We start from the raw sequence: 24,723 nt of genomic DNA on the forward strand, positions 1-24,723 counted from the left end.
CACCTGGCAGCGCCAGGATCAAGAAATTGTTAAGGCCATTTTCCCAGTTCATGCAGAGAGGGGTTATGTGCATCTGGAGCAGGATTTGGATGTGCGAAGACTGCGCTTTTCAGGCATGCAATAGGTATTCCGCTTAAGCAGAAAAAAAGATGAGCCTGCTACCGGTTGAAAAACATCCAGGCACGTTCATGTGAAAAATTAACGCCTGGCGACTCAGTCACGCCTGGCCGTAAGTGAAACTGCGCGCAAAGCGTATTTGATTCAGTGGGGCAATCTACTCTGCGTTACACATTTCCTGCCTCTCCGGGCGTTTAAATATCCAGGTATCAATAGCAACACCGCATGATTAGGTCTTAGTGAGGGTGGGGCAACAAATTACCTTATACCCCCAGCCGATCCCGCAGCGCATACCACACCGCGCCCATCGCCGTCAGCGGCACCTTAAAGCGTCTGCCGCCGGGAAAGGGCAGATGCGGCAGGCGGGCAAAGGCGTCAAAACGCTCAGCATCGCCGCGTAAAACTTCACTGATCAGCTTGCCGGAGAGATGGGTGCAGGTCACGCCATGACCGCTGTCACCCTGCATGAAATAAACATTGTTCTCCAGCCGGCCAAACTGCGGCATGCGCGAGAGCGTCAGCAGGAAATTGCCGCTCCAGCTAAAGTCCAGCCTGACGTTCTGCAACTGGGGGAAGGTGCGGCGCAGTTTGGGGCGGATCAACGCTTCAATATCTGCCGGTTCCCGTGCCCCATAGACCACGCCGCCGCCATAGAGCAGCCGGTTATCCGCGGTCAGACGAAAATAATCCAGCAGGTAGTTACAATCTTCCACGCAGTAGTTGTTAGGCAGCAGCGACAACGCCTGATCGGGTGAAAGCGGCTCGGTAACCACAATCTGTGAACCACACGGCATGCTTTTCCTGCTCAGTCGCGGCTCAAGCTGCGGCGAGAGATAGGCATTACCGGCGAAGATGACAAAGGTGGCGCTGACCTCACCCTGGGCGGTTTTTACCCGATTCGGTGAGCCATAAATCACCTTCAGGGCCGCAGACTGTTCGTAGATACGTCCGCCATGTCGCCGTATCGCTTCCGCTTCGCCCAGCGCCAGGTTCAGGGGATGCAGATGGCCGCCGCGCCGGTCCAGCAGCCCGCCGACATAACGTTCGGTCGCCACTTCGCGGCGGATCCCCCGTTCATCGAGCAGCTCCAGATCGTGATTGCCATACTGCTGCCACAGGGTTTTCTGTTTCTGCAGATGTGCCATCTGGCGTGCGTTCAGGGCGGCAAAGATGCCGCCGGGCCGGTAATCGCAGTCAATCGCGTAACGATCAATGCGATCGCGGATGATCGCTGCGCCTTCAAACATCATGCTGCCCAGCATGCGGGCGCTCTCTTTGCCGTAGCGCTGCTCAATCACATCCACGTCGCGGCTGTAGGAGTTGACCACCTGGCCGCCGTTACGTCCGCTGGCACCAAAGCCGATGCGTGCGGCTTCTAGCACGACCACGTCATAGCCAACTTCGGTCAGATGCAGCGCCGCAGAGAGGCCGGTAAAGCCGCCGCCAATAATGCAGACGTCGCACTGGATGCTCTCCTGTAACGTCGGCCAGGGTTCATGGGCATTGGCAGTTGCCGCGTAATAACTCTCCACATAATTCATAACAACCTCCTGAATGCGCCTAAAAGTTAGCGGGCGTGTGGGCACTGACGATGCGACAGGGGATATCGGCACTGTTGGTAAAGCTGTGCGGTAAGCCGGTATCAATCACATAACTCTCTCCGGCGGAGAGATGAAAGCGCTGCCCGTTGATCATCAGGATAATTTCCCCCTCCAGCAGCGTACCGGTCTCTTCACCAGGATGACGCAGCTTCTCACCGGTACTGGCACCGGGCTGGTAAGTTTCCAGCAGCATCCCGAGCGATCGCTGGGCTTTACCGTTGTCGATCAGTTTCAGCGAGACCCCCTGACTGCCAATCTCCAGCAGTTCGCCGGGCCGGACGATAATTTTCGGCTCTGCATCCGGCCTGGGATCGGAGAAAAACTCCGACAGGGAGAGACCATAGACCTTCAGCAGTTTCTGCAGGGTGCTGACCGCCGGGCTGACCTTATCCTGTTCGATGGTGCTGATTGCGCTGTGGGTCAATCCGGCCAGCTCAGCCACGCGGCGCTGCGACAGCCCCAGCGTCTGCCGGATCTCCGCCAGCCGCCGTCCCGGTGCCAGCGTGGCATCACTCATCGTCTTTTCCCCTGTGATAATCAATGGCAGCCTGAATAAATCCGCTGAACAGCGCGTGCGATCCCGGCGTCGTTTCCGGCTGCCACTCGGGATGCCACTGCACCGCCAGGGCGAAAGGGTGATGACGCAGGCTCACGGCTTCGACCAGACCATCGGCTGCGCGTGCTTCGATGCGCAGCTGCGGTCCCGGCTCGCGGATGCCCTGATGATGCAGAGAATTGACCTCCAGGGTGCTGTCGGCAAACAGCGTCGCCAGCACGCCGTCCGGTTCGACGGTCACCTGATGCACCGGCGCATACTGCTCAGCCAGGGGGCGCGTCTCATCTTCATGATGACGCTGAACGTCAGGCCGGGCGCTGAGATCCCGCCACAGGCTGCCGCCATTCGCCACCACCAGCTCCTGCATTCCCCGGCAGATGCCAAACATCGGCATTTTGTTGCTGGTGGCCCAGGTGATCAGCTGAAAGGCGAGGCGGTCACGAACCGGATCGGCGTGCGGCTCCTCACCGGCCTCGCCATAGTGCCAGGGTTCGATATTGCTGGGACTGCCGGTCAGCAGCAGACCATCCAGCACAGCCATAGCGTTTTCTAATAGATGAGGGGCGTTAATCAGACTGTGGGGCAGGGCGAGCGGTACGCCTCCTGCCTGAACGAGTGCATCGCAATATTTGTTATGCACCGTCTGAGTCGGATGACCGCCGGTATCCTTCTGGCACATCACTACGCCAATCAACGGCTTGTCAAAAATAATGCCCATCTCACGTCCTCGCTTCGCTGTTCGAAATATCTACCGAAAGGGCACGTCTGGCGGTTAAGTGTTCAATATTTTTTCAATCTAGCAATCTGCTGTTTGTTCTTCAAACAGATTTGTTACATTTGCACACTTTTTATGTTGGCGCTATGTTAGTGGTGTGGCCGTTATTTTGAGCATTACGCAAACCTTATAGGGGCGGGTGAGATCATGACTAACCTGGTAGAAGTGGAAGACTTCACGCTTCACAGTGAAGAGAAACGAACCAGCGCGTTCCAGCTTGAGGTGAAAACCTGGCTGGAGCGCCATCCTGAAACGCAGTATGTCGACATCCTGTTAAATGATTTAAATGGTGTGTTTCGCGGCAAGCGCATTCCGGTCTCCGCGCTGCCCAAGCTGGAAAAAGGGTGTTATTTCCCCGCCTCGGTATTCGCCATGGATATCCTCGGCAATACGGTGGAAGAAGCGGGACTTGGCCAGTCACTGGGCGAACCCGACAATCTCTGCCTGCCGGTCAGCGGCACCTTAGTTCCCTCCGCCTCCGATCCTCAACACATTGCGCAGCTGCTGTTAACCATGTGCAACCAAGATGGTACTCCCTTTGACGTTGAACCCCGAAATGTCCTCAACCGGCTGTGGCAACAGCTGCGCAACCGAGGCCTTTTTCCGGTGGTAGCGGTAGAGCTGGAGTTCTATCTGGTTGACAAAAAGCGCGATGCTGAAGGGTTCATCCAGCCGCCCTGTGCGCCGGGCAGTGATGAACGCAACATGCAGAGCCAGGTTTATTCGGTCGATAATCTCGACCACTTTGCGGATGTGCTGCGTGATATTGACGATCTGGCGCGTCAGCAGGGGATACCGGCCGATGGCGCACTGGCGGAAGCCTCGCCCGGACAGTTTGAAATCAACCTGCATCATACCCGCGACGTGCTGCGCGCCTGCGACCATGCGGTGCAGCTTAAGCGGCTGATCCGGCAGGTGGCGGAGAACCACGGTATGACCGCCACCTTTATGGCTAAGCCCTATGAAGAGTACGCGGGCAGCGGGATGCATGTGCACATCAGCATGCTGGATGCCGCCGATCATAACGCCTTCGCCTGTGACGACGGCAGTGATTCGCCGCTGATGAAGCGGGCGCTGGCTGGCATGATCGACCTGATGCCGGCGTCGATGGCACTGCTGGCGCCCAACGTGAATGCCTATCGCCGCTTTGTGCCGGATGCGTATGTGCCGTTACAGGCCTCTTGGGGCCATAACAATCGCACCGTCGCGCTGCGTGTGCCGTGCGGAGATATCGATAACCATCGCATTGAGTATCGGGTGGCGGGGGCGGATGCCAACCCCTATCTGGTGGTTTCTGCTATTCTTGCCGGTATGCTGCACGGACTGGATACGCAACTGCCGCTGCCGCAGCCGGTGACCGGCAACGGGCATCATGCGGAAGGCCTGGCCCTGCCGATCCGGCAGAGCGATGCCCTGTATGAATTTGACAGCAGCTATCCGCTGCAGAAGTTACTCGGCGAACGCTTTGCCAGCGTCTGGCACAGCTGCAAACACCATGAGCTGATGCAGTTTGAACGGCTGATCACCGCCACGGAAATTGACTGGATGCTGAAAAATGCCTGACCGGGGCGTTAATCGCTAATCTGAATTGCTTTTTTTGCTTATGATGCCCCGACGGCTTGAATTTCTGCCCGTGGTTGGGCAGAATACGCGGCCTGCAAAATCAGACGATAACCGACGCTTTAAGCGCCGGTTATTTTTTTGCATTCAGTTTTAACAGAGCATTTTTGCTGACTTAACCGAGGCCGGGCACGCACCCGGATAGATAAACACTGAAAACACGCACACGCGTGAGATTGAGGATTACAAAGATGGGGATGTTTACCACACTGCCAGTCAATGCTGGCACGCGTTTTCGTGATGATTACGGCGCCGCGTTAACCGCTAACCCTACTCCCTGTCGCTTAATGCGCAGTTGCCCTGTGACCCAGCCCAGCCAGGTTGTCGCACATGGGGGACTGAAGCATGTCGCTTAATACCTCCGCCGCACCGCAGCGTGCGCAACTCAAAAAAACGCTAACGTTACTCCCGGTCGTCATGATGGGCTTAGCCTACATGCAGCCTATGACCCTGTTCGATACCTTTGGTATTGTTTCTGGTCTGACCGATGGTCACGTTGCCACTGCTTATGCTTTCGCGCTGATTGCGATTCTGTTCACTGCCGTGAGCTACGGTAAGCTGGTACGCCGCTTCCCCTCTGCGGGCTCCGCTTATACCTACGCTCAGAAGGCAATCAGTCCGCACGTCGGCTTTATGGTTGGCTGGTCATCCCTGCTGGACTACCTGTTCATGCCGATGATCAACATCCTGCTGGCAAAAAACTACTTTGAGTCGCTGGTGCCCGGCATCCCGTCGTGGATTTTTGTGGTACTGCTGGTCGGTTTCATGACGCTCTCTAACCTCAAGGGCATCAAAACGGTCGCCAACTTCAACAGCGTCATTGTGGTGCTGCAGGTTGTTGTTATGCTCGGTATCACCGGTATGGTGATCTACGGTGTGGCAAGCGGCGTGGGTTCAGGCACGCTGGTGAGCAGCAGACCGTTCTGGTCTGAGAATGCGCATGTGGTGCCGATGATTACCGGTGCGACGATCCTCTGCTTCTCATTCCTCGGCTTTGACGGCATCAGTTCGCTGTCGGAAGAGACCAAAGATGCAGAACGCACCATCCCGCGCGCGATTTTCCTGACGGCGCTGATCGGTGGTGTGATCTTTATCGCGGCATCCTATTTCCTGCAGCTCTACTTCCCGGACATCAGCCGTTTCCAGGACCCGGACTCGTCACAGCCTGAAATCATGCTGTTCGTCGCGGGTAAAGCGCTGCAGGTCGGCATCCTGATCTTCTCGGTGGTCACGGTGCTGGCATCCGGTATGGCGGCGCATGCGGGCGTTTCGCGCCTGATGTATGTCATGGGTCGTGATGGCGTGTTCCCGGAGCGTTTCTTCGGTTACATCCATCCAAAATGGCGTACCCCGTCGCTCAACGTGCTGCTGGTGGGCGCGATTGCGCTGATGGCGATTAACTTCGACCTGGTCACGGCGACGGCGCTGATCAACTTCGGTGCGCTGGTGGCGTTTACCTTTGTGAACCTGTCGGTGATCGCGCAGTTCTGGATCCGTGAGAAGCGTAACCGCACGCTGAAAGATCACGTTCAGTATCTGCTGCTGCCGCTGCTCGGTGCGCTGACGGTCGGTGCGCTGTGGGTGAACCTGGAAGAGAGTTCTATGGTGCTGGGCCTGATCTGGGCCGCCATCGGGATTATCTACCTGGCCTTCGTGACCCGCAGCTTCCGTAATCCGGTGCCGCAGTTCAGCGAAGAGATTTAATCGCGACGGCGTTGCCGCCTTTCCGGCTCTTCCGGGAAGGCGGCAATAACCTAACCTGCCAGTACCAGCTCCCAGCTCCCCGCATTTAACTGTTCCAGCGCCGCTTCACTCAACTTTTTGTCGGTAATGATCTGATCAAACCTCTCCAGCGGCAACGCCAGAAACGTCGCTATCCGGCTGTACTTCGAACTGTCACTGAGCAGCACGCGCTTACTGCTCACCTCGCTGACCGCCTGCTTCACGGTGACCTTATCTTCATCGGGCGTAAACAGGCCTCGCGGTCCCCAGCAGGAGGCGGAGATAAACGCGATATCAATCGCCAGATGACGCAGGCTTCTTGCTGCCGATTCGCCGACGCAGGAGCGGTTTTCCCGGCAGACCGTTCCGCCGGTGTGGATCACTCTGCACTGACTGCCCTCCATTAACAGATTCGCGACCATGAAATCGTTGGTCACCACCAGTAAATCATCACGATCCACTACCTCTCTCGCCAGGGCCAGCATGGTGGTGCCGGCATCCAGATAGATGCAGCTATTGCGGGGAATGTGCCGGGCGGCGGCGCGGCCAATCGCATATTTCTCATCGTTAAAGAGGGTACTTTTGGTGAGATGTGAAGGCTCAGCCGCCAGCCGATCGGCAGTGCGTACGCCGCCGGAGACTGACAGCACCGCACCCTGTTCCTCCAGTTTCTGCACATCACGACGTATCGTCATGTGTGAGACCCCCAGCCGCTCCGTCAGCTCGGCGATGCTCACCACACCACGATCGGCCACCAAGGCAAGGATCTGTTGATGACGTTCAACCGGAATCATACCTGCTCCTGCTATTTACCATTTTTTCACATTGTAGAGTATTTCATGGTTTATCAGAACAGATAATCACAGGGTCAGGGCTGAGAGTATGTTCAGATTCCCAGACAGAACACGGAAGCCCGACCGTGTTAAAAATTGTTCTCTGACGAAGCTGTGATGTTTTTTGTGAGACGTGACACATTTTCAGCCGCCGGATGCTGGCACGATTAACAGTAACAAACAAATAATCACTTAATTTAACAGGGGGCGTAACGTGCCAGCGAAGAACATCTGTGTTATCGGGTTAGGATCCATGGGCATGGGGGCTGCACAATCCTGCCTGCGCGCCGGTCTCAACACCTGGGGCGTCGATTTAAATCCGGCCGCACTTGAGACGTTGCGACGGGCAGGTGCGCGCGATGCGCAGCCCTCGGCATCTGCCTTTGCTGACCAGCTCGATGCTGTTTTGCTGCTGGTGGTCAATGCACAGCAGGTGAACGCGGTTCTGTTTGGTGAAAATGGCCTGGCGGCAAAGCTGCGTCCGGGGACCGTGGTGATGGTCTCATCCACGCTGTCAGCCAGCGACGCGCAGCAGATTGAGCAGCAGCTGGCGCAATATCAGCTGCTGATGCTCGATGCACCGGTCTCCGGCGGGGCTGCCAAAGCGGCCAGCGGTGAGATGACGGTCATGGCGTCCGGCAGTGAGGCGGCGTTTAGCCAGCTGCAACCGGTACTGGATGCGGTCGCGGCCAAAGTCTATCGCGTGGGCAGTGAGATCGGGGCGGGCTCCACCGTCAAAATCATCCATCAGCTGCTGGCGGGCGTTCACATCGCGGTGGGGGCAGAAGCGATGGCGCTGGCGGCACGGGCAGGCATTCCGCTGGAAACGATGTATGAAGTGGTCACCAACGCTGCGGGTAATTCATGGATGTTCGAGAACCGTATGAAGCATGTGGTAGACGGTGACTACAGCCCGAAATCGGCTGTCGATATCTTTGTGAAAGATCTTAACCTGGTGGCCGACACCGCCAAAGCACTGCATTTTCCGCTGCCGCTGGCCTCCACCGCGCTTACTATGTTCACCGAAGCCAGCAACGCCGGTTATGGTCGTGAGGATGACAGCGCCGTGATCAAGATCTTCAGCGGCATAACGCTGCCGCAGGCGAAGGAGGAGGGATGATGCGTCTTGGTGTAATCGCAGATGATTTTACCGGTGCCACCGACATCGCCAGCTTTCTGGTGCAGAACGGGCTGAGCACCATTCAGTTCAACGGCATTCCCGGCGGTGAAATCGCCACCGATGCCCAGGCGATGGTGATCAGCCTGAAGAGTCGCTCCTGTCCGGCAGAGCAGGCGGTTGCTCAGTCGCTGGCTGCGCTGGCATGGTTACAGCAGCAGGGCTGCCAGCGCTTCTATTTTAAATATTGCTCCACCTTCGACAGCACCGCCCAGGGCAATATTGGTCCGGTGACCGAAGCCCTGATGAAGGCGCTGGGTGAGACGCAGACCGTTATCTGTCCGGCTCTGCCGGTCAATGGCCGCACGGTCTATCAGGGCCATCTGTTTGTTGGTGACCAGCTGCTGTCGGAGTCGGGGATGCGCCATCATCCGGTTACGCCCATGCGCGAGAGCAACCTGCTGCGTCTGATGACGTCACAGGCGACGGGCAAAGCCGGACTGATCGCGGCCGCACAGGTCGACCAGGGCGCCGACTCCGTCCGGCAGGCGATGCATCAGCTGGCAGAGCAGGGCGTCAGCTACGTGGTGATCGACACGCTGCATCACCAGCATCTGCTGACGCTGGGCGCGGCCCTCAGCGATCTGCGGCTGGTGACCGGCGGTTCCGGGCTGGCTATCGGTCTGGCGCGGCAGTGGGCGAGAGCCGGGGCGGATGCTCAGGCAGAGCAGGCAGGGCGTCCGCAGGGTGGGCGCGCCGTGGTGCTGTCCGGCTCCTGTTCGCAGATGACCTGCCGGCAGGTCAGCCTCTATCGCCAGCAGGCACCGGCCTGCGAAGTGCAGGTCGAAGCCTGCCTGCAGAGTGTGGATGAGTATGCCCGCCAGCTCTGTGACTGGACAGAAGCCAACAGCCAGCACTCTCTGGCTCCGCTGCTTTATGCCACCACCGACGCACAGCAGCTGCAGGCGATCCAGCAGCGCTATGGTGCGCAGCGCAGCAGTGAGGCCGTTGAGCAGCTGTTTGCCGCCGTGACGCGGGAGCTGAAACGGCGCGGCTGGCAGCGCTTTATTGTGGCCGGGGGAGAAACCTCCGGTGTGGTCGCGCAGAGCCTGGGCGTGACCGCCTTTCACATCGGCCCGACAATTTCGCCGGGCGTGCCCTGGGTGCGTGATATCCACCAGCCGCTCTCTCTGGCACTGAAGTCGGGGAATTTTGGCGACGAAGACTTTTTCCGCCGCGCGCAAACGGAGTTTACCTATGACTGAATCTTTCTCTTTAACTGAGCAGCAGGCGCGTGATGAGATGGTGCGGCTGGGGGCCTCATTTTTTCAGCGCGGCTATGCCACCGGTTCGGCGGGCAACCTCTCCCTGCTGCTTGAAGACGGTAATCTGCTGGCGACGCCGACCGGCTCGTGCCTCGGCGAGTTACAGGCTGATCGGCTGGCAAAAGTGACGCCGGAGGGGGAGTGGCTCTCTGGCGACAAACCCTCCAAAGAGATCGCTTTCCACCGCGCGCTCTACCTGAATAATTCCGACTGCCGGGCGGTGGTGCATCTGCACAGCCACTACCTGACGGCGCTCTCCTGTCTGCAGGGGCTGGACACGGACAACTGTATCCGGCCGTTCACCCCCTATGTGGTGATGCGTGTCGGGGATGTGCCGGTCGTGCCCTACTATAAGCCCGGCGATGGGCGACTGGCGGAGGATCTGGCGCGGCTGGCCCCCCGCTATCGCGCCTTTTTGCTGGCGAATCATGGCCCGGTAGTGGTGGGAAAATCACTGCAGGAAGCCGCCGATAACACAGAAGAACTGGAAGAAACGGCCCGGTTAATCTTTACGCTGGGTGACCGGCCCATTCGTTATCTCAATGCTGCCGAAGTGGCGGAATTAAGGAGCCGATAATGCCAAAGTTTGCTGCTAACCTGACCACCCTGTTTACGGAACTGCCGTTCGCGGAGCGCTTCGCGGCGGCGGCTGATGCGGGCTTCCGCGCCGTAGAGTTTATGTTTCCCTATGACTATCCCGCCAGCCAGATCAAAACGTGGCTGGATGAGCATCAGCTACAGCTCGTGCTCTTTAATACCGCCCCCGGCAACGTCGCAGCGGGTGAGTGGGGCGTCACCGCCATTCCTGGCCGGGAAGCGGATGCCAGGGCAGACATCGATCGCGCCCTGAGCTATGCGCTGGCGCTGAACTGCCCGCAGGTGCATGTCATGGCGGCCACCGTGCCGCCGGGTGCTGACCGTCAGCGCTATGCCGACACCTTCATTCACAACATGCGTTATGCCGCGGAGCGCTTCGCGCCGCACGGCATCAATCTGCTGATTGAAGCCCTGAATCCGACCACCAAACCGGGTTATCTCTACGCCAGCCAGTATCAGACGCTGGAGATGGCAGAACAGATCGATCGCCCTAATGTCTTTACTCAGCTCGACCTTTTCCACGCACAACGTGTGGATGGCAATCTCACGCACCTGATTCGTCACTATGCCGGGCGCTATGCCCACGTGCAGATTGCCTCAGCACCGGACCGTCATGAGCCGGATGAGGGTGAAATCTATTATCCGTATCTCTTCTCGCTGCTGGATAAAGTCGGCTATAGCGGCTGGGTGGGCTGCGAGTATATCCCGCGCGGTCGCACTACCGAGGGGCTGGGCTGGTTTGCGCCCTGGAAGATAAAAGCCTGATTTAACGCGCTGTAAAAAACCGGTGTTCCGGCACCGGCAGGGAGCGGCTTGCCCTTTTTCCGGCCCTGCACCTGCTCTCCCTGTACCCCGATAACCTAAAAAATATAAACATTTCTGAGGCTTACTATGTCCACCGCACTGCTGTTAGCGATAGCGACCGCCAGCATTGTGATCCTGCTGCTGCTGGTGATCAAAGCTAAAGTCCATCCGTTTGTCGCCCTGTTAATTGTCAGTCTGCTGGTGGCGATCGCCACGGGCATCCCGGCCGAAAAAATCATGGAGACGATTGTTACCGGTATGGGCGGGCTGCTCGGTCACATCACCATTATTATCGTTCTCGGTGCCATGCTCGGCGCGATCATCGAAGCCTCTGGGGGCGCCGAGTCGCTGGCGCAGCGTTTCAGTAAAACGCTGGGGTTAAAACGGACCGTGGCGGCCCTGACCATGGCGGCTTTTATCCTCGGAATCCCGGTCTTTTTTGAAGTGGGCTTCATCATTGTTATCCCGCTGATCTATGGATTTACCAAAGTGGCGCGGGTCTCACCCCTGAAGTTTGGCCTGCCGATGGCGGGCGTGATGCTGACGGTGCACGTGGCGCTGCCGACCCATCCCGGTGCCGCCGCCGCCGCGGGGATCCTGCACACCGACATGGGCTGGCTGATGATGCTGGGTATCGCCATTTCGATTCCGGTCGGGATCATCGGCTACTACGTGGCGAAGGTGATGAACCGTCGCCACTATCATCTGTCAGTGGACGTGCTCGAACAGCTGCAGATGGCAAAACCCGAGGGCCAGGAAAAGAAGAATGAACCCGCACCGCCTGGCGCGCTGACCATCAGCGGGCTGATTGTGGTGCCGATTGTCCTGATCGTGCTGGGCACGCTGTCCCACACCCTGATGGATGAGGGCAATCTGCTGCGGAGCGTGATGACCGTCATCGGTACCCCGCCCATTGCTCTGCTGATTGCTCTGGGGCTGGCGGCCTGGCTGCTGGGGGTACGCCGTGGCTGGAGCAAAGATAAGCTGGAAGACCTGACCGGCCGGGCGATCCCCACCTCCGCCAGTGTGATACTGGTGGCGGGTGCCGGTGGCGCTTTCGGCAAAGTGCTGGTGGAGTCGGGCGTCGGCAAAGCGCTGGCGGTCACGCTTGAGACGCTGCATCTGCCGCTGGTGCCTGCGGCGTTTATCCTGTCGCTGGCGCTGCGTGCGTCACAGGGCTCCGCCACCGTGGCGATCCTGACGACCAGCGGATTGCTGACGCAGGCGGTGACCGGCGTATCGGACATGCAGCGGGTACTGGTGACGCTGGCGGCCTGCTTTGGCGGGCTGGGACTGTCACATGTCAATGACGCAGGTTTCTGGGTGGTGACGCGCTATCTTGGGCTGTCAGTGGCTGACGGTCTGCGCACCTGGACGGTACTGACCACCTTAATGGGGCTGAGCGGCTTTGCCCTGACCTGGCTGGCGTGGACACTGCTGTAATCCACGACACAGCCCGGTGCCGGACCCGGCTGAGGATGCCGGGCGGCATTCAGGATTCAGGAGACCAGATCCTGCGCGTAGAGATAGAGCGCTTTCAGCTGTCCGAGTTTTTCCGGATCGGCTTCATGCAGACTGGCGAGCGACTCCAGCTCCTGCATAAACGCCTGCACCCGATCGCTGTTGAGCACTTCACGCCGATGCTGCAGCCAGCGCTGCTGCTCGGCATCATCCAGCGTGCCGGGGAAGTTACGCGCCCGGTAGCGGAACAGCAGTTTCGTCACCCGCGCACTCTCGAAGGTCAGGTCCAGCGCAGGCAGATTCGCCGGGGCGGTCTGGCGGATGATGTTCATCCCCGCGCGATCCGCATCACTGAAGAAGCCATCATAGAGTTGCGTGTCCACGTCGTCTGATGGCGTAAACGGCTCGGCTTCGGCAAACAGCGTCACCAGTTTCTCCCGCACGTCGGGCTGCTGGCGCAGCAGGGCCAGATTCGCCAGACAGTGCTGACGATCGATGCCCAGCCGGGCAGCATCTTCCGGGCGCAGCGTGCTGGCCGGGGCCAGAACCGGACACTTATTGATATGCACCAGTTTAACCGGCACGGCGGGCAGATCGCCGAGATCGTTTTTCGGCGTATAGAGACGCTCACGCAGTACAGCGGCATCCAGTTCCAGCAGCGGTGACATATCACCCGCCAGATCCACCACGATCAGCGCATTCCGGTTATCGGGATGCCAGGCCAGCGGCACAATCCAGCTGGTATTCCCTCGCGCGGCACCGAACATACCTGAGACATGCACCAGCGGCTTCATCTGCGGGATATCGATCAGCGTCATCAGCTTGTTCTTGTTACGATGGGTGAACAAAAATTCAAACAGCTTTGGCTGTTTCTCTTTCACCAGCTTCGCCATCGCCAGCGTGGCGTACACATCGGACATCGCATCATGCGCATTTTCATGCGCCACACCGTTGGCTTTGGTCAGATGCTCCAGCCGGAAGCTGGGAAAGCCTTCCTCATTCTCTGGCCAGTTGATGCCATCCGGCCGCAGCGCATAGCAGGCACGCATCACGTCGAGCAGGTCCCAGCGGGAATTGCCATTCTGCCAGCTCCAGCCATAGGGATCGTAAAAGTTGCGATAGAAGATATTGCGCGTGACTTCGTCGTCGAAGCGCACGTTGTTGTAGCCCACCACACAGGTTTGTTCCGTGGTAAACAGGGAATGGATACGTTCAGCAAACTCCGCTTCATTCACGCCGCGCGTCATCGCCACCTGAGGCGTGATACCGGTAATCATCACCGCTTCGGGCTGCGGCAGATAGTCATCAGGCAGACGGCAGTAGAAGACTTCGGGTTCACCCACCGGATTAAAGTCACTGTCAGTGCGCAGCCCGGCAAACTGAGCAGGCCGGTCGCGCGACGGGCTGGTGCCGAAGGTCTCGTAATCGTGAAAGAGGAAGGTAGGTTGTCCGGGGTCGTTTTTCAAATTTCATATCCGTTCATTGCGTTCACTGGGTGAAAAAACAGAAAGCGATAAACCTGCTCTCTGCGCCTCTGCACGCAGCAGGGTGAGTGAAGATGGTTGTCTGTTACACGCCTTAATGATTCAGCGTGACCGAACCGCTATAGCGGTTCCGGGCCTGTCTCTATGGTAAACCATATTCTTACGCGCCTGAAGTTAAGGGCTCTTCTCAAGAACGCAGAGGCACGCCGGTTCATACTTTTTTTCAATTTATTCAAACCTTCACAACGCTTTTGCCGTAAAACGTGCGGCTGTTTCCGTTTCGTTTTAGAAATTTTCTCTCCCGTGTAATTAAGGATGAAGTGTTGAAAAGGCGTCTGCTGTTCACCGTTACCGCTACTGTTTTTTGGGCCTCGCTGGCACAGGCCGATGCGATCCCGTTTCCTGTGACGCCGCCGGCGATTGATGCCGCTTCCTGGGTGCTGATGGATGCCATGACCGGGCAGGTTCTGACTGCCGGTAATCCCGATGAGCGCCGCAATCCCGCCAGCCTGACCAAACTGATGACCGGCTATGTGGTCGACCGCGCCATTGACCAGAAGAAAATCAGCCGTGACGACATGGTTACGGTGGGAAAAGATGCGTGGGCGGCCGGAAATCCGGTGTTCAAAGGCTCCTCGCTGATGTTCCTGAAGCCCGGCGATAAGCTGAGCGTCCGGGATTTAAGCCGCGGGGTCATCATTGATTCCGGGAATGACGCCTGTGTGGCCCTGGCCGATTATGTCGCAGGCAGCGAAGCGAATTTCGTCGGCATGATGAACCACTACGTTGAGAAACTCGGCCTGCAGAATACCCATTTTGAAACGGTTCACGGTCTGGATGCGCCGGGTCAGTACTCCAGCGCACTGGATATGGCGAAACTCTCCCGCGCGATTATTGACGGTGAGCCTGACTTCTACGCGATGTACAGTGAGAAGACCCTGACCTGGAATGGCATCACCCAGAACAACCGTAATGGTCTGTTGTGGGACAATAACCTCCATGTCGACGGGCTGAAAACCGGCCACACGGAAACGGCCGGGTTTAACATCATCGCCTCCAACGTGGTGGGTAAGCATCGCCTGATTGCTGTCGTGATGGGCGGGAAAAGCGCGAAAGGGCGTGAAGAGCAGGCGCGTAAACTGCTGGTCTGGGGCCAGAACACCTTCGATACCGTTCAGCTGTTCCACGCCGGTAAGAAGATTGGCAGCGAAAACGTCTGGTACGGCAATCCACATCAGGTCGAGGTCGGCACTGCAGAGGATATCTATCTGTCGCTGCCGCGCAGTGAAGTGCAGAACGTGAAAGCGAAATATGTCATCGACCGCAAAGATCTGGAGGCGCCGCTGAAAGCCAATGAGGTGATTGGTGAAATTCAGGTGATGGATAAAGATCAGGAGATCGCCCACTATCCGCTGGTGGCGCTGAGTGCGGTTGAACCCGCCGGTGTCATTACCCGCCTGACCGACTATCTCAAACAGAAGTTCTGATCGGTCAATGGTTCACCACTGAAACGGGCAGCCTCTGAGCTGCCCGTTTTTACAAGGGGGCCGCTTCCCGTCTGATCCGGCGCCGGTTAAGGTTAACGAGCAGTAATAAATTGTTTTTAATTTACGGACGGCAATGTGAGCTGGATGTTGATATTTGTAAGATAACGTCAAAATGGTCTGGAAATAGCGGGCGCAGGCTAAGCCTGAACCCCGTTCGGGGTTAAGATAGCGACAATATAATCCCGCAACCGGAAAGTCACTTTGCGTTCTGATAAACCCATCTCAAAACTGGAATTCTGGTTTTACCGTCACTATCGCGCCGTCCATGGCGTGCGCATTGCCATCGCCTTTTTGCTCTGCTTTATCTTTGTCCGGGCCACTCATATCCCTGAAGGCACCTGGCCCCTGATTACGCTGGTGGTGGTGATGGGGCCCATCTCTACCTGGGGAAACGTCTTTCCACGCGCCCTGCAGCGCATCAGCGGCACCGTAGCCGGCTCGATTTCCGGTCTGATTGCGCTGAAGCTGGAGCTGATCTCCATGCCGATGATGCTGGCCTGGTGCGGCATGATCATGTTCATCAGTGGCTTCCTGACGCTGGGCAAGCACCCTTATATGGCGTTGCTGATCGGGATTACGCTCAGCGTCGTCGTCGGTGCACCGACCGGTGACTTCACGATGGCGCTGTGGCGCGGCGGGGATGTGATTCTGGGGTCGCTGATGGCGCTGCTGTTCACCGCTATCTGGGCGCAGCGCGCCTATACCCACTGGCGCATCCAGCTCTCTGACACGCTGGCGGAGATGGCAAAAATTTACCACGCCGGTTTCTCACCCAATCTGGTCGAAAAGCCGCGCCTTAACAAGCCGCTGGGCAAATTGCTGAGCAGCGTCATCAAAATGCGGTCGCTGCTGGAGCCGTCCAGCAAAGAGACGCGCATCCCGAAGTCGGTGCTTGAAGCCATTCAGACCATTAACCGTAATATGGTTTACACCATTGAGATGCAGATTAATGCCTGGTGGGCGTCGCGTGAAAGCCACCTGATTATGCTCAACGCACCCGCCTTACGCCGCACCCAGCAGATGACCGAGAACACCCTGCGGGCGCTTTCCGTCATGGCAATCGAGGGGGAAACGGAAGAGGTGGTCGCCAACAGTCATGAACTCACCGAAATCAGTGATGAACTGCGGCGTCTGATTGCGGAGGCGGGCAGCGACGCGCTGGAGGAGACGCCGATCTACGGCTACGTCTGGCTGACGCTGGAACTGGCGAAACAGCTGGAGCGGATGACCGATCTGATGCGGATGGCGCTGCGCAAATAATCACCTCAGACAATGACTTAATGTGAAACGGGGTTTCTTTGCGCTAAGATAAGAGCCAGTCTGAATTTAGCTGTGAAAATTGCTTACCTGGCGGGCTAGCCGCTAAGCTGATCGTTTTGACTCTCTCCCTGCGTCAGCAGGCTTAAAGAAAGGTGCCATCATGGAAAATGCCAAGCAGTCATTTCAGGACGTACTGGAGTTCGTGCGTATGTTCCGCCGCAAAAACAAACTGCAGCGTGAAATTGTCGACAACGAGAAGAAAATTCGTGACAACCAGAAGCGCGTTCTGCTGCTCGACAACCTGAGCGAATACATCAAGCCGGGCATGAGCGTTGAGGCTATTCAGGAGATCATTGCCAGCATGCGCGTGGATTATGAAGATCGCGTGGATGAGTACATCATCAAAAACGCCGACCTCTCGAAAGAGCGTCGCGAGCTGTCGAAAAAGATCAAAGCTATGGGCGTGGGTGAACATCCTAAAGCCTGATAGCCGATAACGGAGCGCAGCGGCTCCGGTTACTGAAGATGACCCGCATCCACCCCGGTGGCGCGGGTTTTTTTATGGCAGCGGGAAAGCCTGGTGCTACTGGCCGGACAGCCGACGGGCGATCGCCTGAAGCTGCTGGGACAGCGCAGCTAAATCGAGCGAGTTATCGGCCGGCGGGGCGGTGGTTTCCCGGATAACCAGCGTGGTTTCCAGCGCAGCGTCAGAAACCTCTTCGCCGCGCAGCCGGGCCAGCATCCGCTCAACGCTCTGCGCGCCCAGATAATGCAAATCCTGGCGCACCGTGGTCAGCGGCGGCTGATACCAGGCACTTTCCGCGGTATCATCATAACCAATCACCGAGATCTCGCCCGGAATCGCCACGCCATACTGATGCAACGCCCGCATGGCACCCAGCGCCATCTGATCGTTCGCCACCAGCAGTGCCTGGGGCAGGGCGTCCGGCAGCTGCGACATCAGCGCCTGATAGCCCGACTGCGCGCTCCAGTCGCCGCGCAGAGAGCAGTGCGGGGTGAGCTGATGGTCTGCCAGCGCCTGAAGCCAGGCCGCTTCACGCTGACGCGCCGAGACCGACCGCAGCGGCCCGTTGAGCAGGCCAATCCGGCGATGACCCAGCGCCACCAGATGTTCAACCGCGGCACGCGCGCCGGAGGTGTTCGGATACTGACACTGCGCCACCGCGGCACGCGGTTCGACATCCAGAAACAGCACCGGCTTACTGCCACACAACAGCTGAATCTGCTGCGCCTCATCCGCCGCCAGTGGCAGGTTGATCAGCAGTCCGTCGACCCGCTGCGCCAGCAGTTCATTCACGGTAGCGGCCGCATCATGACCGCTCTCCATCGCAATCACCAGATGATACCCCGCGGCGGCGGCCCGTTGCTGGATCGCCGAGGCGATCTGAGCCGGTGCCATCAGCGCCAGGTCGCTGGTAGCCAGACCCAGCGTGCGCGTCGCCTTGCCTGCCAGCTGCTGTGCCACGCGATTAGGCACATAATTGAGCTGCTGCATCGCCGCCTCAACCCTTTCCCGCGTGCGGGCTGACACCTGTTCAGAACGGTTTAAAACACGTGAAACGGTTTGGTATGAGACGCCGGCCAGTTGCGCGACATCATCAAGGGTCACGGAGCGGGAAGTCATTGCACTCTCCAAAAGATGAAGCGCCGAGTGTAACAAAATTTCCTGCCACACTGCTGCTGCTCATTACACATTCACTCTTTTGCCAGCCGGGACCCATGCGGCCCCGGTCAGAACGGATTATCGCTATCCGGCTTAGCGCTGCTGCAGATAGACCTGCAGATTCACATCGACCGCGTTAAGCAGCGGAGTCATCAGACCTTTTCGTTTTGCCCGTAGCAGCAGGTCACCGATCACCTGATCGGCTTCGATATCAAATCCCTGAGTCAGGTCACGATACATCGAGGAGGTCATCGGGGTCTCCGGGTTATTCAGCAGTTCAAAAATGCGGGCGGTGACGGCCGGACGCGGCTGATACCCTTCGGCGGAAATCACCGCCAGAATCTCGCTGAAGATCCCCTGCAGCAGCGCTTCGCCCCCGCGGGTGGTCAGTATCTGCTGCGTATCGCCACGCGCCAGGCAGCAGACCGCCCCGAGCGTACTCAGCAGCAGCCACTTCTCCCACAGCTCATCCATAATGTTATCGCTGAAGCGGTTATCGACCTGACTGGTGCGCAGGGCGGCGTCAACCCGCTGCAGGCGCGCATCGTTATTGCCATCCAGCGCACCGTAGTAAAGCTGATGCAGCGGTGTCATCTGGATCACTTCACCGCTCTCACCCAGCGTGGCGTTGATTTTGCACAGGCCGCCTATCACCTTATTGTCACCGAAACGCTGCTGCAGTGTCGCGATGTGTCGCATCCCGTTGAGAATCGGCATGATCAGCGTGTCAGGGCCGACCGCAGGCGCGATATCCTCCATGAGCTGTTCAAGCGCAAAACTCTTTACGGTAATTATGATCAGGTCATAGTGGCCGCTCAGCGAGCGGGCCTGGATCAGCTGCGGCTCCAGCTTTTCCGTTCCCTGCGGCGTCTGTAACACCAGTCCATTCATCTGTAGCTGCTGAAAACGGCGTTCGCGCACCAGAAACGTGACGTCCTGACCCGCCTGAGCCAGTCGGGCACCAAAATATCCGCCGGTCGCGCCGGCTCCTGCCATCAGAATGCGCATCTGCATCTCCCGTTGCTGAAAACCTCTACCTTAAAGCGGTGTGAGCGGGCTTACCAGTGCTGACGTCAGCAGAAAAGGATCGATGCGGGTCGTCACCAACGGGCAGAGCAGGGCTTCCGCTGACGGAGCGGCGGGCCGGAAGGGTATAAAACGTTAAAGCCGGGGGAGGCCCTTCGCAGCCGCGTCATGCTCCCAGTCCAGCACAATCTGATAATCGTCCCGCTCTGCCGGGCTGAATCCGCCGATCAGATTGTCGTCGCAGACGCCACGCCAGGCCGTCTCCTGCACCAGCTGGTGCAGCGCCAGCCGGAGATGTGCCAGCCGGGTGGAGGAGGTTGACGCTGCCGTGATCAGCGGCAGTCCGGGTGCCAGGGGTGTTTCACCGATAATATGCAGGCCCTCCAGTGCTTCCGGTTCATAACGCGCCAGCAGCGCCCAGCTGACGCAGTCGATTGCAGCAATATCGGCATCGCCTTGCTGCAACGCAGCCAGCGACCGGCGATGCCCCCCGCTCAGGATGAGCTGAGAAAAGGTGACGCCCTGACGCGCCGCGACAAACCGCAGTGCGTTATAGCCGGAGTGAGAGTCCAGGCTGTTCGCCACCGCCCGCTGGTCAGTGAAATCGGCCAGCGTCGCCTGTTTATCCCGCGCCACCAGCCAGCTGCGATAGTCGCGACCGCTGCAGCCGGGCGCCCGATAGTGAAAGGTGCCGACAGGCTGGACCGCGGTAAGCCGGGTGACCAGTGGATAGCCACAGGTCTGACTCAGCAGCAGATGCGCATCCTGCCAGTGTGCCTGCAGGTCGTCAGGCCAGACCGGCTGCGCTTCTATGCCACGCCGCGCCAGCAGCGTCTTAATGGCCTGCATCAGCGCCCGGGTGGTGGGCGGGTGAATCGCATACATGGGCAGCGCGAGCCGGTTAGTCATCAGGTTTCTCCCGGTCAGGATAGGGTAGTCCCCCCGCGCGAAGATCGGGCTGCATCAGGGGATAAATAAGCAAAGCAGATAATCAGCCGGGCTATGTCGAAATTCCTGAATATAGCGCTGAAAGATATTGACTATCAGTTGCAGCGCGGAGGGCGTAACCTTTGCCTATCAGAAATTGCCTTACATCCACGGGCGTTTACCCCGTCAGGAGAATGACAGATGAAAAATATCGGCTTCTTATCTTTTGGTCACTGGACCCCCTCTTCACAGTCTGCCACCCGCACGGCGCAGGATGTATTACTGCAGTCGATCGACTTAGCGGTTGCCGCGGAAGAGCTGGGTGCCGATGGCGCTTACTTCCGTGTCCACCACTTTGCCCGTCAGCTCAGCTCACCGTTTCCGCTGCTGGCGGCGGTCGCGGCACGCACCAGCCGGATTGAGATCGGCACTGGCGTAATCGACATGCGTTACGAAAACCCGCTCTATATGGTGGAAGATGCCAGCGCGGCCGATCTGATCTCCAACGGTCGTCTGCAGCTCGGTCTGAGCCGCGGCTCACCGGAGCAGGTGATTGATGGCTGGCGCTACTTTGGTTTTGAACCTAAACCAGGGGAAAGCGATGCCGATATGGGCCGTCGTCACACCGAGGAGTTTCTGGAGGTGCTGCGCGGAGAAGGCTTTGCTAAGCCGAACCCTCAGCCAATGTTCCCGAACCCGCCAGGTCTGCTGCGCCCGGAGCCGCTGTCTGAAGGGTTACGCGACCGTATCTGGTGGGGCTCCGGCTCCAACGCAACGGCGGAGTGGGCGGCGAAAATGGGCATGAACCTGCAGAGTTCGACGCTGAAAGATGATGAAACGGGCGAGCCGTTCCACATTCAGCAGGCGAAGCAGATCCGCGCCTACCGTGAAGCCTGGAAAGCGGCGGGGCATCAGCATACCCCTCGTGTCTCTGTCAGCCGCAGCATCTTTGCGCTGGTCAACGACATGGACCGCGCTTACTTTGGCCGTAGCGGCAACGACCGTGACTCTGTCGGTTTTCTAGATGAGAAAACCCGCGCCATCTTTGGCCGCAGCTATGCCGCTGAGCCAGAGGTATTGATTAAGCAACTGGCGCAGGATGAGGCGATTGCTGAAGCCGATACGCTGCTGCTTACCGTGCCAAATCAGCTGGGTGTGGCTTATAACGCCCATGTGATTGAAGCGATTCTGAAGTACGTCGCCCCGGAGCTGGGCTGGCGTTAATGACCGGCAGCGCTCTCCTGCGGAGGGCGCTGCGGTTTTATTCCTGATCCGATCCCCTCGTCAGCCCCACCTCTTTTCTCTTCCGCTCTGCCTGTTCTTTTTTCTCTGTATCCCCACGCCTTTTCCAGGCTGTTCTGGCAACAGATCACGCACGCTTTATGAACCGGATTGCGTTACCGGTCAGCAACTCTTTCACCAGCCGGTTGTTAAACGCGGTTTGTCAGAATAGTCTGATGAAGAACGGTGTCGTTTCGCTGAAGGTGACGCGGATAACAGCCGTTTGCCATCGTTGGGAGCTGTTAAACAAGGACTTATTCAAAGGGATAAGCTATCAATCATATAGGATAAGACAGGTGTGCCTGCCTGAAAATCCTCTATAGAGTAGCGATGAAAATACAAAAAGAGGTGTGACCATGAGCAATTCCATTGATGAAGATGCAAAAGATGCAAAGCCAATCGTCGAAGCCGACCGTGAAGCTGACCGCGAAGCACCAGCGGGCAAATGTCCCTTTCATGCAGGGAAGTCAGCGCAGCCAAATCAGGCGCCGGGCGGCGGAACAACGAACCGTGACTGGTGGCCTAATCAGCTGCGCGTTGACCTGCTGAATCAGCACTCATCCCGTTCAAACCCCCTTGATGAATCCTTCGATTACCGCAAAGAATTTGCAAAACTAGACTACTCAGCGCTGAAAGCGGACATCAAAGGGTTGCTCACGGAGTCACAGGCCTGGTGGCCCGCTGACTGGGGCAGCTATATCGGTCTCTTTATTCGTATGGCCTGGCACAGCGCCGGAACCTATCGCTCCGTAGACGGACGTGGTGGTTCAGGTCGTGGTCAGCAACGTTTCGCTCCGTTAAACTCCTGGCCGGACAACGTCAGCCTGGATAAAGCCCGCCGCCTGCTGTGGCCGGTAAAACAGAAGTATGGTCAGAAGATCTCCTGGGCCGACCTCTACATCCTGGCGGGTAACGTCGCGCTGGAAAATTCCGGCTTCCGCACCTTCGGCTTTGGTGCCGGACGTGAAGATGTCTGGGAACCGGATATGGATGTGAACTGGGGCGAAGAAGCGACCTGGCTGGAACATCGTCATCCGGAATCGCTGGCGCAGTCACCGCTTGGCGCGACCGAGATGGGTCTGATCTACGTCAACCCGGAAGGCCCGGAACACAGTGGCGATCCCGCCTCTGCCGCCCCGGCTATTCGTGCCACCTTTGGCAACATGGGCATGAACGACGAAGAGATCGTGGCACTGATTGCGGGTGGCCATACGCTGGGTAAAACTCATGGTGCCGCTCCGGCCAGCCATGTCGGTGTCGATCCGGAAACCGCCCCGATTGAAGCGCAGGGTCTGGGCTGGGTCAACAGCCACGGCAGCGGCGTAGGTGCCGATGCGATTACCTCTGGCCTGGAAGTGATCTGGTCGCAGACGCCTACCCAGTGGAGCAACTATTTCTTCGAGAACCTGTTCAAATATGAGTGGGTGCAGACGCGCAGCCCGGCAGGCGCTATCCAGTTTGAAGCGGTCAATGCGCCGGAAATTATCCCGGATGCCTTTGACACGGCGAAAAAACACAAGCCGACCATGCTGGTGACCGACCTGACGCTGCGTTTTGATCCGGAATTTGAAAAAATTTCGCGTCGCTTCCTCAACGACCCGCAGGCGTTCAACGAAGCGTTTGCCCGTGCATGGTTTAAGCTGACGCACCGTGATATGGGGCCGAAAGCGCGCTACATCGGACCTGAAGTACCACAGGAAGATCTGATCTGGCAGGATCCGCTGCCTGCACCGGTTTATCATCCGACCGTCGCGGATATCGCGCAGCTGAAAGAGAAGATTGCCGCATCCGGCCTCAGCGTCAGCGAGCTGGTTTCCGTTGCTTGGGCCTCTGCGTCAACCTTCCGCGGTGGCGACAAACGGGGTGGTGCCAACGGTGCCCGACTGGCACTGCTGCCGCAGCGTGAGTGGGACGTGAACGCCGTTGCCGCGCGCGTGCTGCCAACACTGGAAGCGGTTCAGCGTGAAGTGAACAAGGCTTCGCTGGCGGATGTGATTGTGCTGGCTGGTGTGGTCGGGGTTGAGCAGGCGGCGAAAGCGGCAGGCGTGACCGTCGATGTGCCCTTTACGCCAGGACGTGTCGATGCGCGTCAGGATCAGACCGACATTGAGTCGTTCAACCTGCTGAAACCGCGTGCCGATGGTTTCCGTAACTATGGCACCGGCTTCGGCAAAACCACCACCGAAAACCTGCTGATCGACAAGGCGCAGCAGCTGACCCTGACCGTGCCGGAGTTAACGGTACTGGTGGGCGGGATGCGTGCTCTGGGCGCTAACTTCGATGGCAGCCAGCACGGCATCTTCACGGACAAAGTGGGTTCGCTGAACACGGACTTCTTTGTCAATCTGCTGGATATGCGCACCGAGTGGAAGGCTGCCGATGCGAGCAACGAGTCCTTCATCGGACGCGATCGCGTCAGCGGTGAAACCCGCTACACCGCGACCCGCGCCGATCTGGTGTTCGGCTCCAACGCGGTGTTACGCGCCTCGGCGGAAGTTTACGCCAGCAGCGACGCCCGTGAAAAATTCGTCAAAGACTTTGTGGCCGCCTGGACCAAAGTGATGAATCTGGATCGCTTTGAACTCTGATAGCTCTAAAAGCTGAAACGTAACTGCACCTCAAAGGTCGGAGACCCGACTCAGTAGGGTGCAGTTTTTTTTGCCTCTCATCTCAGGCTGGTCAGGATGTTCCGGTAAAAGGAGAGTGGAAAATTCCCGCCGGTGGCGTTGGATCCCGGTGCGGGGGCTTGAGTGGAATTTCAGAAACTGTACAATCCGGCTTTACTCAAATTAATTTTTAATTTACAGAACTCTGGACGCAGAAATCCACTTCAGTGCTTTTTTTTATTTTTAGTGGCCCTGTAGATACTAATCGCTCCACCTGTCACTATTGTAAGCAACGTACATAAAAACCAGTAATCAGGAATGACAAAATAGTAGAACAGGAAAAGGCATATAGCGATGACATGCGCACTGATGTAGCCAAG

The 24,723-nt window shown here is 58.0% G+C and carries 20 protein-coding genes; 12 read left to right on the forward strand and 8 right to left on the reverse strand.

The window, feature by feature from the left end; all coding sequences use genetic code 11:
- Nucleotides 1–380: 380 nt before the first annotated feature.
- The 3 genes from CKF42_RS15765 to puuD are packed head-to-tail and all read right to left on the reverse strand — an operon-like array spanning nt 381 to nt 2,992.
- The gene (locus CKF42_RS15765) at nt 381–1,658 is read right to left on the reverse strand and encodes an FAD-binding oxidoreductase (RefSeq protein ID WP_111208596.1); all 1,278 of its coding nucleotides are present in this window, start codon (nt 1,656–1,658) and stop codon (nt 381–383) included.
- Nucleotides 1,659–1,677: 19 nt separating this feature from the next.
- Entirely contained in the window at nt 1,678–2,235 is a 558-nt protein-coding gene (gene puuR / locus CKF42_RS15770) for an HTH-type transcriptional regulator PuuR (RefSeq protein WP_009089325.1), read from the reverse strand.
- Entirely contained in the window at nt 2,228–2,992 is a 765-nt protein-coding gene (puuD, locus tag CKF42_RS15775; protein WP_111208597.1) for a gamma-glutamyl-gamma-aminobutyrate hydrolase, read from the reverse strand. The genes puuR and puuD overlap by 8 nt, the downstream gene beginning before the upstream one ends.
- A gap of 201 nt (nt 2,993–3,193) precedes the next feature.
- On the opposite strand from puuD, the gene CKF42_RS15780 reads away from it, so the two are divergent.
- Together CKF42_RS15780 and CKF42_RS15785 are read left to right on the forward strand one after the other, a co-directional pair.
- A complete protein-coding gene (locus CKF42_RS15780) occupies nt 3,194–4,612 on the forward strand; it encodes a glutamine synthetase family protein (RefSeq protein WP_181161925.1) in 1,419 nt (472 codons plus the stop codon).
- 402 nt (nt 4,613–5,014) lie between these two features.
- A complete protein-coding gene (locus CKF42_RS15785) occupies nt 5,015–6,373 on the forward strand; it encodes an APC family permease (RefSeq protein ID WP_009089331.1) in 1,359 nt (452 codons plus the stop codon).
- Nucleotides 6,374–6,423: 50 nt separating this feature from the next.
- Here the strand turns inward: CKF42_RS15785 and ygbI are convergent, their stop codons facing one another.
- Nucleotides 6,424–7,185: a DNA-binding transcriptional repressor YgbI gene (gene ygbI / locus CKF42_RS15790; RefSeq protein ID WP_046102172.1), complete on the reverse strand. Its 762-nt coding sequence runs from the start codon at nt 7,183–7,185 to the stop codon at nt 6,424–6,426.
- 253 nt (nt 7,186–7,438) lie between these two features.
- Here ygbI and ltnD point away from each other — a divergent pair, with 253 nt between their 5' ends.
- From ltnD to CKF42_RS15815, 5 genes are all read left to right on the forward strand, one after another.
- On the forward strand, nt 7,439–8,344 hold the full coding sequence (gene ltnD / locus CKF42_RS15795) for an L-threonate dehydrogenase (RefSeq protein ID WP_111208598.1): 906 nt from the start codon (nt 7,439–7,441) through the stop codon (nt 8,342–8,344).
- On the forward strand, nt 8,344–9,606 hold the full coding sequence (gene otnK / locus CKF42_RS15800) for a 3-oxo-tetronate kinase (RefSeq protein ID WP_111208620.1): 1,263 nt from the start codon (nt 8,344–8,346) through the stop codon (nt 9,604–9,606). The genes ltnD and otnK overlap by 1 nt, the downstream gene beginning before the upstream one ends.
- On the forward strand, nt 9,599–10,243 hold the full coding sequence (locus CKF42_RS15805) for an aldolase (protein ID WP_111208599.1): 645 nt from the start codon (nt 9,599–9,601) through the stop codon (nt 10,241–10,243). The genes otnK and CKF42_RS15805 overlap by 8 nt, the downstream gene beginning before the upstream one ends.
- Nucleotides 10,243–11,028, forward strand: coding sequence for an HPr family phosphocarrier protein (locus CKF42_RS15810; RefSeq protein WP_111208600.1), 786 nt, complete (start codon nt 10,243–10,245; stop codon nt 11,026–11,028). The genes CKF42_RS15805 and CKF42_RS15810 overlap by 1 nt, the downstream gene beginning before the upstream one ends.
- Before the next feature lie 126 nt (nt 11,029–11,154).
- Nucleotides 11,155–12,510 carry a GntP family transporter gene (locus tag CKF42_RS15815; RefSeq protein WP_111208601.1) on the forward strand — a complete coding sequence of 452 codons (1,356 nt, stop codon included), beginning with the start codon at nt 11,155–11,157 and terminating at the stop codon, nt 12,508–12,510.
- A gap of 56 nt (nt 12,511–12,566) precedes the next feature.
- Here CKF42_RS15815 and sbcB read toward each other — a convergent pair whose 3' ends face one another.
- Complete coding sequence (gene sbcB / locus CKF42_RS15820; RefSeq protein WP_111208602.1) at nt 12,567–13,994, reverse strand: exodeoxyribonuclease I; 1,428 nt, start codon at nt 13,992–13,994, stop codon at nt 12,567–12,569.
- A 341-nt stretch (nt 13,995–14,335) separates the two neighbouring features.
- Here sbcB and dacD point away from each other — a divergent pair, with 341 nt between their 5' ends.
- The 3 genes from dacD (at nt 14,336) to tmaR (ending at nt 17,306) form a co-directional block, all read left to right on the forward strand.
- On the forward strand, nt 14,336–15,499 hold the full coding sequence (gene dacD / locus CKF42_RS15825) for a serine-type D-Ala-D-Ala carboxypeptidase DacD (protein ID WP_009089351.1): 1,164 nt from the start codon (nt 14,336–14,338) through the stop codon (nt 15,497–15,499).
- Between the two features lie 261 nt (nt 15,500–15,760).
- Complete coding sequence (locus CKF42_RS15830; RefSeq protein ID WP_058956660.1) at nt 15,761–16,819, forward strand: FUSC family protein; 1,059 nt, start codon at nt 15,761–15,763, stop codon at nt 16,817–16,819.
- Nucleotides 16,820–16,979: 160 nt separating this feature from the next.
- Nucleotides 16,980–17,306 carry a PTS system regulator TmaR gene (gene tmaR, locus CKF42_RS15835; protein WP_004571340.1) on the forward strand — a complete coding sequence of 109 codons (327 nt, stop codon included), beginning with the start codon at nt 16,980–16,982 and terminating at the stop codon, nt 17,304–17,306.
- 96 nt (nt 17,307–17,402) lie between these two features.
- Here tmaR and CKF42_RS15840 read toward each other — a convergent pair whose 3' ends face one another.
- The 3 genes from CKF42_RS15840 to CKF42_RS15850 form a co-directional block, all read right to left on the reverse strand.
- The gene (locus CKF42_RS15840) at nt 17,403–18,464 is read right to left on the reverse strand and encodes a LacI family DNA-binding transcriptional regulator (protein ID WP_111208621.1); all 1,062 of its coding nucleotides are present in this window, start codon (nt 18,462–18,464) and stop codon (nt 17,403–17,405) included.
- Nucleotides 18,465–18,596: 132 nt separating this feature from the next.
- Entirely contained in the window at nt 18,597–19,511 is a 915-nt protein-coding gene (locus CKF42_RS15845) for a ketopantoate reductase family protein (RefSeq protein WP_111208622.1), read from the reverse strand.
- Between the two features lie 153 nt (nt 19,512–19,664).
- On the reverse strand, nt 19,665–20,438 hold the full coding sequence (locus CKF42_RS15850) for a phosphate/phosphite/phosphonate ABC transporter substrate-binding protein (RefSeq protein ID WP_111208603.1): 774 nt from the start codon (nt 20,436–20,438) through the stop codon (nt 19,665–19,667).
- A 219-nt stretch (nt 20,439–20,657) separates the two neighbouring features.
- Between CKF42_RS15850 and CKF42_RS15855 the strand changes: the two genes are divergently transcribed.
- Together CKF42_RS15855 and katG are read left to right on the forward strand one after the other, a co-directional pair.
- Nucleotides 20,658–21,680 carry an LLM class flavin-dependent oxidoreductase gene (locus tag CKF42_RS15855; RefSeq protein WP_046102167.1) on the forward strand — a complete coding sequence of 341 codons (1,023 nt, stop codon included), beginning with the start codon at nt 20,658–20,660 and terminating at the stop codon, nt 21,678–21,680.
- A 413-nt stretch (nt 21,681–22,093) separates the two neighbouring features.
- Nucleotides 22,094–24,325 (forward strand): catalase/peroxidase HPI, encoded by a 2,232-nt coding sequence (gene katG / locus CKF42_RS15860; protein ID WP_111208604.1) that lies wholly within the window; start codon nt 22,094–22,096, stop codon nt 24,323–24,325.
- Nucleotides 24,326–24,723 lie beyond the last annotated feature (398 nt).

Source organism: Pantoea sp. ARC270 (genome assembly GCF_003236725.1).
GTDB lineage: Bacteria > Pseudomonadota > Gammaproteobacteria > Enterobacterales > Enterobacteriaceae > Pantoea > Pantoea anthophila.

Bases quoted from the DNA above. Each gene is read 5' to 3' on its own strand.
- puuR (WP_009089325.1), bottom strand. From the start codon at position 2,235: ATGAGTGATGCCACGCTGGCACCGGGACGGCGGCTGGCGGAGATCCGG.
- ygbI (WP_046102172.1), bottom strand. From the start codon at position 7,185: ATGATTCCGGTTGAACGTCATCAACAGATCCTTGCCTTGGTGGCCGAT.
- tmaR (WP_004571340.1), top strand. From the start codon at position 16,980: ATGGAAAATGCCAAGCAGTCATTTCAGGACGTACTGGAGTTCGTGCGT.
- katG (WP_111208604.1), top strand. From the start codon at position 22,094: ATGAGCAATTCCATTGATGAAGATGCAAAAGATGCAAAGCCAATCGTC.
- CKF42_RS15785 (WP_009089331.1), top strand. From the start codon at position 5,015: ATGTCGCTTAATACCTCCGCCGCACCGCAGCGTGCGCAACTCAAAAAA.
- CKF42_RS15815 (WP_111208601.1), top strand. From the start codon at position 11,155: ATGTCCACCGCACTGCTGTTAGCGATAGCGACCGCCAGCATTGTGATC.
- puuD (WP_111208597.1), bottom strand. From the start codon at position 2,992: ATGGGCATTATTTTTGACAAGCCGTTGATTGGCGTAGTGATGTGCCAG.
- otnK (WP_111208620.1), top strand. From the start codon at position 8,344: ATGCGTCTTGGTGTAATCGCAGATGATTTTACCGGTGCCACCGACATC.
- CKF42_RS15765 (WP_111208596.1), bottom strand. From the start codon at position 1,658: ATGAATTATGTGGAGAGTTATTACGCGGCAACTGCCAATGCCCATGAA.
- CKF42_RS15840 (WP_111208621.1), bottom strand. From the start codon at position 18,464: ATGACTTCCCGCTCCGTGACCCTTGATGATGTCGCGCAACTGGCCGGC.
- CKF42_RS15855 (WP_046102167.1), top strand. From the start codon at position 20,658: ATGAAAAATATCGGCTTCTTATCTTTTGGTCACTGGACCCCCTCTTCA.
- CKF42_RS15810 (WP_111208600.1), top strand. From the start codon at position 10,243: ATGCCAAAGTTTGCTGCTAACCTGACCACCCTGTTTACGGAACTGCCG.
- CKF42_RS15805 (WP_111208599.1), top strand. From the start codon at position 9,599: ATGACTGAATCTTTCTCTTTAACTGAGCAGCAGGCGCGTGATGAGATG.
- CKF42_RS15850 (WP_111208603.1), bottom strand. From the start codon at position 20,438: ATGACTAACCGGCTCGCGCTGCCCATGTATGCGATTCACCCGCCCACC.
- CKF42_RS15845 (WP_111208622.1), bottom strand. From the start codon at position 19,511: ATGCGCATTCTGATGGCAGGAGCCGGCGCGACCGGCGGATATTTTGGT.